6 protein-coding genes are annotated in these 8511 nt (G+C 46.3%); 5 read left to right on the top strand and 1 reads right to left on the bottom strand.

Annotated elements, in window-relative coordinates:
• The 5 genes from UXZ23_RS09810 to UXZ23_RS09790 form a co-directional block, all read left to right on the top strand.
• Nucleotides 1-542: DNA polymerase domain-containing protein (locus tag UXZ23_RS09810; RefSeq protein WP_320820405.1), on the top strand; the 542-nt coding region annotated here is incomplete at its 5' end.
• 35 nt (nucleotides 543-577) lie between these two features.
• Complete coding sequence (locus UXZ23_RS09805; protein ID WP_320820404.1) at nucleotides 578-1543, top strand: magnesium transporter CorA family protein; 966 nt, start codon at nucleotides 578-580, stop codon at nucleotides 1541-1543.
• Nucleotides 1544-1727: 184 nt separating this feature from the next.
• Nucleotides 1728-3140, top strand: coding sequence for an MBOAT family O-acyltransferase (locus UXZ23_RS09800; protein WP_320820403.1), 1413 nt, complete (start codon nucleotides 1728-1730; stop codon nucleotides 3138-3140).
• Complete coding sequence (locus UXZ23_RS09795; RefSeq protein WP_320820402.1) at nucleotides 3115-4383, top strand: hypothetical protein; 1269 nt, start codon at nucleotides 3115-3117, stop codon at nucleotides 4381-4383. Before UXZ23_RS09800 ends, UXZ23_RS09795 begins: the two co-directional genes overlap by 26 nt.
• 205 nt (nucleotides 4384-4588) lie before the next feature.
• The gene (locus UXZ23_RS09790) at nucleotides 4589-7246 is read left to right on the top strand and encodes a DUF2339 domain-containing protein (protein WP_320820401.1); all 2658 of its coding nucleotides are present in this window, start codon (nucleotides 4589-4591) and stop codon (nucleotides 7244-7246) included.
• A 67-nt stretch (nucleotides 7247-7313) separates the two neighbouring features.
• Here the strand turns inward: UXZ23_RS09790 and UXZ23_RS09785 are convergent, their stop codons facing one another.
• Entirely contained in the window at nucleotides 7314-8504 is a 1191-nt protein-coding gene (locus tag UXZ23_RS09785; RefSeq protein WP_320820400.1) for a porin, read from the bottom strand.
• Nucleotides 8505-8511 lie beyond the last annotated feature (7 nt).

Raw genomic sequence — 8511 nt, 5'->3', positions numbered from 1 at the left:
CTATTCGGGGTGAAGAACCGGGCAGTAAAAAGCGTTATGCCGGGCTCATTGAAACCGCCGACAAGGCTGAGATGGTGTTTAAAGGGCTAGAAGCGGTGCGCACCGATTGGACCCCGCTGGCACGTCAGTTTCAACGTGAACTGTATCGGCGAGTGTTTTTTGCTGAACCTTATGAGGATTGGCTGCGCGAGCAGGTTAATGCCTTGTTGACGGGCCAAAGCGATGACTTATTGATTTACCGTAAGCGCTTGCGGCGGCCTCTGCCCTTATATCAAAAGAATCGTCCGCCACATGCGCGCGCAGCAACCATGTTAGATGTCTGGCGCGAGCAGCAAGGGCTTAAACCGAAATTCAGTGACCGTGGTGGTTGGATTTCTTACAAGATCACTATTAACGGCCCCGAGCCAGTGGAAATTCAACGGTCACTAGTGGACTATGGGCACTACTTAGAAAAACAGCTAGCGCCTATCGCCGATGCTATTTTTCAGTTTACTGGTGATGATTTTTTACGCATCGCGGGGCAGCAGTTAGATTTGTTTTAACGCCTTATTTTCAATGCGGCACACAAGGATATTTTATGATTAGAACGTTACGACTTGATCCGCAGGGTAGCCAACATTTGGGTGGCAGTGAGCAAATTGATTTATGGCGAACCCAGGGCGGTATGCTTTGGGTCGATTTACAAAGTGAAGCTAAATCGGATGAAACGAGTATTTTGGAATCTCTTGGTTGCCACCCTTTGGCCATTCAGGACGCACTGCGAGATCGTCATCCACCGAAGATTGAACAATTCCATGACAGTACTTTCGTATTGTATCGCGGTATTGCTACTTTCAACTCGGAACTTGAGCATGAAGCGCAAACGATCGCGTTTTTTATCAACCCGACCTTATTAATTACCAGACATCCGCAGGAGGCGACCAGTGTTGAGCGTCTTTTTAATGAGCAAGGTGCTGCGTTACTAAAAGCAGGCCCAGGTCATTTAGCGTTAAAAGTTATGCATACCTCCGCAGGTCTTTATCTTGAACGTTTATTAGAGTTTGAAGCCCGCCTGAGTGATGTCGAAGATACTTTGTTAGAGCACGGTAGTGATGAGTTGATGAAAGAACTGGTTTTCTATCGCTCGCGTTTGGTGAAGTTGCGTCGGTTGTTTAATTATCACAAGAATATTACCGATGAATTACGCGGTGATGAGTTTAGTTCGATTGCCTATACTGACGAGGCAATGAGCCATTCGATTAACGACTTGCATGATCGTTTCGACCGTCTCTACACCATGGCGCAGATGTTTTACGATATTTGTGGTGACTTAATCGACGGTTATATTTCGATTTCTTCGCATCAGTTAAACCGTACGATGCAGGTATTAACTGTGATTACAGCGATTTTTATACCATTAGGTTTTTTAGCTGGCCTATACGGAATGAATTTTGATCACATCCCTGAATTGCACATGGCGAATGGTTACTACGTTCTTTTAAGCGTGATGGGAACAATTGCAGTGGGTCTCCTTGTCTTATTTCGTAGGATGCGGTGGTTATGAGGTTTTTTGCGCCAAAGGTTGGCGCAAATTGGTAAAGATGGGTATGGCCACTTCATTTTCTAAGGATAATATTATATTCTTGCCGGGCAGTAGCAGTGCCTCACTCGGCGAATGTTTTGAACATTTTTTTTGTTAATTTGTCCACTCAGCTGCTTAAGTTCTTGCCACTAATAGAATAATAATAATGCTATTTAATACGCCGCAGTTCTTTTGGTTTTTTGCCATATTTTTTGTTCTGTATAACTTCGTATTCACTAGCCATAAAAAACAACTGTGGTTGTTGTTGGCCAGTAGTCTCGTGTTTTACGGCGCTTGGAATTACGCCTTTATACCGCTTTTAGTGTTCAGTGCGTTGTCTGATTACGTGATTGCTGGTTTTGTTGAACGTAACAATCATGATCCGGTAACAAAAAAACGCTGGCTAATGCTCAGTATTTTCATCAATTTATCGGTTTTAGGTATTTTCAAATACAGCAATTTTGTTTTGCAAAGCACCCAAGATTTCATTGGTTTATTTGGGGTTGACGCACACATTTCGACGCTGAGTATTATCTTACCTGTGGGTATTTCCTTTTATACCTTCCAGAGTATGAGTTACACCATTGACGTTTATCGCGGCAATATGAAAGCTCATCGCGGATTCCTTACCTTTCTCTCGGCACTGTCATTCTTTCCGCAGCTGGTTGCTGGTCCTATTCTTCGTGCGCAGCATATTTTGCCGCAGCTGGATAACCTACCGATTCCGACCATGGCGAATATTCGCAATGGTTTAATGCTGATCATGTTAGGTCTGATTAAAAAGACCATGGCCGATATGATGGCAGGCCCAGCGTCTACTGCGTTTGATGCCACCACGCCAATCAGTAGTTTGGATGCATGGGTCGGTGCTTTAGCGTTTAGCGCGCAAATTTACGGCGATTTCAGCGGATACACAGATATCGCCATCGGTATCGCGCTATTGATGGGCTTCCATATTCCCATCAACTTTAACTTGCCCTATTTCTCTAGCTCTCCAGTCGATTTTTGGCGTCGATGGCATATTTCTCTGTCTAGCTGGCTACGCGATTACTTATACATTTCGGTGGGTGGTAATCGTAATGGTAATCGCACCCGCAACGTCTTCATTACCATGCTGTTGGGTGGATTGTGGCATGGCGCAGCGTGGACGTTCGTTATCTGGGGCGCATGGCACGGTTTTATTATTAGCGTAACGCATTGGTTAACGTATTCGGCGATTGGACGCTGGGTTGATGCTCGCAACAATTGGCTCGTGCGTATTTTTAAAGTACTAGTGACTTTCTATTTAGTCGTGATTGGCTGGGTATTCTTCCGTGCTACTGGGTTTGATAACGCTTGGACTATGTTGTCACAAATGCATATGTCGACTGGCGTTGAGGCCAGTGCAAGTAGCCTAGTGGTGCTGGGGCTAGTCGTTGCTGGGCTGGTATTTATGCACTTGACCGACTGGTTAAACATTCGTTTTGGTAGCGCGCTTAATGAGCGCAGTTGGTTGATGTGGCCAATTTTGGTTGTTGGTTTTAGCTTATTTTTGGTTGTAGGAGACCCAGGTCATGACTTTATCTACTTCCAGTTCTGATACTCGTGTGAATCACACTAATCCCTATGATCCGCGACGAGTAAAAGAACGCCGTAAAATGGCGCTAAAAACGGTTTTATTCGGTGGGTCGGCGCTATTGGCTGGCATGCTGGTGGTGAATGTTGGGGTGTCGCAGATACGCGAAGCTTTCCCTAATCCATTCAGTTTGCAACGCATTGAAACGTCGGCGGCTGCGCTCGACAGTGCTTTAGCGTTACCGGCGGATAGTTCTGATTCGATTGTTTATGTTTTCGGTTCGTCATTGATTGAGTTTGGTTTTTCGCCAGAAATTTTTGATGAGAGATTAAAGTCGAAGGGGGTTAACGCAACCTCATTTAACTTTGGTTACGGTAATGCTGATCCGAGCATACACGAGCGCTTTGCCCGCCGTTTCGAACAAGAGTACGAAGATGCGCCCGGTACTGTGGACTTAGTGATTTATGAATTTTCGCCGTTTCAGGCAACGACCATGCGTGCTGCTCAAACGGGCCAGCTAAACCATGCTGCCAACGCTATTTTGGGTGACTGGCGTGATTTTCTTGAGGTTGCAAAAAGCGATCACGAGGAAGCCATCGCGTTATTCAATACACGTTATATCCGTAATGGCGTTCCGGCAGAGGCGGTGACTAACCTACTGTCCACGCCGATTCGTGATATGCAGCGCATACAATCGGAAGAAAACGCATCCAACGTCGAGCCGATGGGGACGATGGGCTGGGACCTATACAACATGCTGATGGCCGAATGGCCGCAAGCACATCCGCCGGGTGGTTGGTATGTCGAAAATCGCGGTGGCTTGCCGCCAACAGCGAGCCCTGAAGTATTGGATCTTGCTGATAAAGTAATGACAAAAATGCAGCATCCTACCCGCATGGAAGCGTCACGCCAGCAACGGTTAGCGTGTTGCGATATGGAAGACCTGAATATAGCCCCTGAGTTGCTGCAGAATTTTATTACTGCGATTAAACATGCGCAGAAGGTTGCTAAGCGGGTCGATTTACTCTTGATGCCGCGCAACCAAGATATTATTCATTTATCGGCGCAGGGTAAGGCAAATTTAAAAGAAGCGGTGGCGACTATTCAGCGCGAAACAGGCGTACGTTTGGTTGACCTGAGTGTTGAGCCTTACTTTTCAGTAACAGATTACTTTGATGCCGATCACCTGACTTTATTCAAAGGGCGTCGAAAGGTGAGTGAGTTACTAGCCGACGTTTATGCTGAGCAGGGCGATTTACCTAAGTAAGCGCTTTGCGCTGGATGATTCTCCGCGCGCTTTACCTTGTTTATCTGGCTTGCCCTTCGTAGTGACTAAGCACTCTTTGGGCACCGCTGGTTTTTTTTACTCCCTCTGCCATTCTTCCTCCTGCCATTCTTCCTCCTCTACGCGATACTGTAGTAGCATGCCTTGAATGGTTTCTTGCAGTTAATTTAATTAAGGGAATGGCTGAATGGCAACGGATGGTCTGATGGGTTTATTGATGTTTATCGGCGCTGTACTTGGGGCGCTGGCATTTTTTCAAATTCGTAAACTCAAAGTTGAAGTTGCGCTGATCAAACAACAACTCGCCACAAAGTCATCCCAGTCCGTGCTCAATCAAGCGGAAAATACAGCGCCCTTAGCAACTGCTGAACCGCTGAAAATGGTAGAGCAGCCCGTAGATATTAAGCCCGAACCTAAGGCTTCAACTGCTATAGCGGCCACGACGACGTCTTCGATTAATGCGCCCGTTTCTGAGCCTGAGCCATCGCAATTCGATATTCTATTCAGCCGTTTTAAAGAAAACTGGATGGTATGGCTCGGTGGTTTGTGTGTCGCCTTAGCGGGAATTTTCTTGGCGCGCTACTCCATTCAACAAGGCTTTTTCGGCCCAGTTGCACGTATCTCCACCGGTATTTTAGTGGGCTTTGGTTTGCACTCAGGTGCCGAATGGCTACGTCATAAAAATAATGGCAGTGTTAGTTCAATAGCAGCCCTCGCGGGTGGCGGCAGCATAACCTTGTTTGCCACCTTATTAGCGGCTTTGCATTTTTATCAAATGTTTAATCCCACTACTATCTTCATTTTATTGGGGCTGGTGTCCTGCATCACCATGTGGCTAGCGCGTTTGCATGGCCCTGTGCTGGCGGCGATTGGTATGTTGGGTGCGTATGTCGTTCCCATATTGGTATCCGACGGTGGCGGCCATATCGAAGTCGCTATGTTGTACAGTTTAGTGATTAGCGCATCGGTTTTGTTTTTACTGCGCTATGTGTATCGCGATTGGCTTTGGTATGGGCTGATTGCTGGCGGTTTAGGCTGGTGGGGAATTTCGCTCATTGATAGCGATATGAATGGCTGGCGGGGTGCCTATTTGGCCCTGTTCGGTTATGGCTTAATCGCTATTATGTGGCGCGACTGGTTGTTGCGCCAAGTTCTAGAAATACCTGAAAACAGCTCTTTATTTAATGTTAGGCAAGTATTAGAAGATAGCCGCGAACGCCTATTGCCCATCACGCTCGCGTTGGTATGTGGCGCACAGTGTATTTCTATTTTTGCCGAAGGTTTTGCCTCACTATCGCTGTTGAGCTGGTTACCTTTGATGGTGATTTTATTATTTGCGGCGCAGCGGCGACAAACGCTTACCGCACTGCCTTGGCTTTTATTCTTAGGTCAAATTGTTATTTGGCTATTGAGTCGTGTAAGTGAAACGAGTGAAAAATTCATACTGATTCCTATGCCTGAAGATCAGCAAGGCGCATTTGTAGGCTATTTGTTGATAACCGCCTTGGTCGTTAGCGTGCTCAGTATTTGGAATCGCGCTAACAGTGCAGCGAACGAGCATTTTAATAGAGACGCATGGTGGGCATCGCTGGCGGTCATGGCTCCATTATTCTCATTTGTTTTGGCTTACTTATTGTGTGGTTCTTTGTTGCAAGATTGGCTATGGAGCTTAACGGCAGCCATTATTGCAGCAACGTATATTGCCCTTGCAACCTACTCTGTGCGCGGTGAATGGCCGCAAGTTTGGTCCGTATGGTTATTTCTTGCTGGGCATTTCGGCTATGCGTTTGCCGCCAGCCTATTGTTTGATGAAGCCGGATTAACCTTGGCATTAGCGGCTCAGAGTATTTCTATTGCCGTGATTATGCAGCGCTTTAATCTCGCGGATATGAGTTGGTTGTTAAAGGTTGTGTTAGTGCTCGTCGTCGCACGATTAACCTTAAATCCTTGGGTAGCCGAGTATCCAATAGACACCCATTGGTCGTTGTGGACGTACGGCGGCTCGACTTTTTGTGCTTGGATCTCTTTATTGGTGTTACGTCAATGGCAGCGTGGACTAGAACTGACACAAGTGCAGGATTTAATGCGCTGGGCCGAAGCTGCGGTGCTGCATTTGTTTGTTTTGACGCTGTGGGTTGAATTACGTTATTGGCTTTACGACGGTGAGATTTTCGCCACTGAGTTTACCTTGCTAGAGGCGGCATTGAATGTCGGCTTATTCGGTACTTTGGCTTTGGTATATCAACATAAACGTCGAGTGAGTCAGTCGTTAGCCAAACTTTATAACATCTACAGTCACGGTTTAATGGCTGCCGCATTTTTAACTTATGGCATGATTTTAATAGCGACGCTTAATAGTCATGATTGGGTATGGGCTGCAATCAGCACCACGCCTATTTTGAATGCCTTGCTACTTGTCTTTGCCGTGCCGGTCTTGCTGGGTTACTTATCGGTTTATTATTTTGTACCGGAATATCGTAAAGGAGCTGCAGTATTTACCGCTATAGCAGGTTTTATCTTTGTTTCGTTAGAAATACGCCACCTTTGGCAGGGGTCTATTAATTTAGAGCTGAGTACCAGCAATGGCGAGCTATATACCTATTCGGCAGTTTGGTTAGCGATTGCTGTTGCAGCTATTTTATCCGGCAGTGGACGTTTTGGTATAACCATCTATCGAGGTGGCATGCTGATGTTAGGCTTGGTTGTCGCTAAAGTATTTTTAGTCGATATGTCGCAGTTGGCAGGTATTTATCGTGTTATCGCGTTCATGGGCTTAGGGCTAAGTCTATTGGGAATGGCCTTTTTGCATCAACGTCAGAAGAAGTCTGTCGAGCAAGATGAATGAATATTCGACGTATAAAAAACGGCGCACTGATTCTATAGCAGTGCGCTGTGATTTTATTAGCGATTAATTAAAACTGATAACCCATGCCTAAATGAAAGCCGTCACTGTTACCGGCATCTTCATTTTGCACTTGATAGTCAGCTTTAAAGACGACATCTGGATGCGGGTAGTAGTTAATACCGACATCGCTCTGAGTCGCGCTTTGATCTGTGGTTTGCGACCAAATACTATGACGGCCAAAAATGCCCCAAGACGGATCGGCGCGCCATGACATTTCAACGTAGCCACCATCTTGCACGTCTTGCTCCGCAGCTTTTGCTTGATCACCGGCTAAGTCCCAGCGGCTGTAAAGTGCAGTCGTGGTGATATTGCCAACTTGATATTTAACATGGCCACCGACGAGCGTTGCCGAGTCGGCGTAAGAAATCTCAGCGCTTTGATCTAAATCTGGCTGATATTGCGCATAGGCCGCTAGCTCTAGCCCGGTAATACCGCGATAGGCAACACGAGCGGTTACCGCTAGATCAAAGGCGTCGGCAAAAGACCCTTTTTGTTTACCTGCTTTTAAATTAAAGGGTTCTGCACTGCTGTCAAAGGTAGGGTCTTCGGTTTTTAAACCTTCAGATAGCATGATGTCGTAGCTAACACCGTTATCTAAGCTGTGCGTTAAACTGATGCCCGCGGAGTACCAAGTGGAAGGAATAATCGTGGTTTCAATAATCGGACGCTCTACACCATAAAATGTTGGCGGCTCATGAGTTTCGTTAACGATGCCGATTGGCATGAGCATGACACCGCTACGGAATTTTAAATTATTTTTTAAATCCATCTCAATATAGGCTTGTTCAATTTCTACTGCGCCTTGGCTGCCAGCAGACACGAGTACGTGTTCAACTTCGAATTCAGTAACAAAGCGAATACGGTCGTTAAAATCGTAACCAAAGAACAGCACCATACGGTGGAAATCTAATTCACGCTCTTCAACGCCATCGGTATTTAAGTTGGCGTAGTGCATTTCACCATAGCCACCGATATGGACTTGCTTAGCGCTGCTGGATTCTTTTTGCTCTCGGGTGTCGGCAAGCGCATTAAACCGAAGGTCTAGCGCCTTTTCTAATTCGGTGATACGTTGCTGTAATTCAGCATTCGTTGGTGCGTCAGTCTCATCCGTTGCCGCTACAGCAGGTAATGCAATGCAAGTGCTGAGTGCTGCAGCTAATAGCTGGCGCTTAAATGGAGCGGTTAACAATGTGCTCATAGTATTT

It is taken from the genome of Thalassolituus sp. (assembly GCF_034111725.1).
GTDB lineage: Bacteria > Pseudomonadota > Gammaproteobacteria > Pseudomonadales > Oceanobacteraceae > Thalassolituus.
The sequence above is the reverse complement of the archived record's forward strand: the minus strand, read 5'-3'. Positions and strand labels throughout refer to the sequence as shown.

Excerpts from the sequence above, each read along its gene's own strand:
- UXZ23_RS09805 (WP_320820404.1), top strand. The coding sequence starts at position 578 with ATGATTAGAACGTTACGACTTGATCCGCAGGGTAGCCAACATTTGGGT.
- UXZ23_RS09800 (WP_320820403.1), top strand. The coding sequence starts at position 1,728 with ATGCTATTTAATACGCCGCAGTTCTTTTGGTTTTTTGCCATATTTTTT.
- UXZ23_RS09795 (WP_320820402.1), top strand. The coding sequence starts at position 3,115 with ATGACTTTATCTACTTCCAGTTCTGATACTCGTGTGAATCACACTAAT.
- UXZ23_RS09790 (WP_320820401.1), top strand. The coding sequence starts at position 4,589 with ATGGCAACGGATGGTCTGATGGGTTTATTGATGTTTATCGGCGCTGTA.
- UXZ23_RS09785 (WP_320820400.1), bottom strand. The coding sequence starts at position 8,504 with ATGAGCACATTGTTAACCGCTCCATTTAAGCGCCAGCTATTAGCTGCA.